This window comes from Pseudomonas sp. 30_B, from assembly GCF_017491605.1.
Classification (GTDB): Bacteria; Pseudomonadota; Gammaproteobacteria; order Pseudomonadales; family Pseudomonadaceae; genus Pseudomonas.
Window position 1 is genome coordinate 1 of record NZ_JAFGYY010000131.1, and the last position, 562, is coordinate 562.

The 562-nt window shown below is 65.3% G+C and carries 1 protein-coding gene; it reads right to left on the reverse strand.

Annotated elements, in window-relative coordinates:
• On the reverse strand, positions 1–562 hold a 562-nt coding region (locus J5M67_RS27575), incomplete at both ends, for an Ig-like domain-containing protein (RefSeq protein WP_243434916.1).

The window sequence follows — 562 nt, forward strand, 5'->3', positions numbered from 1 at the left end:
GAGCAGGTCGGTCACGTTGGCCGGCTTGCTGGTGTCGACGCTGAAGTTCCAGACACCGGTCGGCTCGCTGACCTGGCCTACGGTGTTGGTCGCGGTCGCGGTGACGTTGTGCAGGCCATCGGCCAGAGCGCTGGTGGTGATTTCCCACTTGCCGTTGGCATCGGCCTGGCCGCTGCCGATCAGGGTGCTGCCGTCGTACAGCTTGACGGTGCAGCCCGCTTCCGCGGTGCCCTTGAAGGTCGGCTGGGTGTCGTCGGTCACGTCGCCCTTCTGCAGGAAGCCGGTGTACGGCCCTACATCGTCGAAGACGCTTTCGATGGTCGGTGCCTGCGGCTTGCCAGTCATCAGGTCGATGCTGTACTTCGCGCTCGGCTCAGTGGCGTTGCCTGCCGGATCGGACTCCACCGCGGTCAGGTCGTTCAGACCCGATACCAATGCGTTCGACGGCTGCATCGACCAGGTGCCATCGGCGCCCACGGTAGCCGTGCCGATCTTGTGGTTGCCGGTGCTGTCCTTGGCGTACACGGTGATGGTGTCGCCGGCAGTGCCGGTACCGCTGATC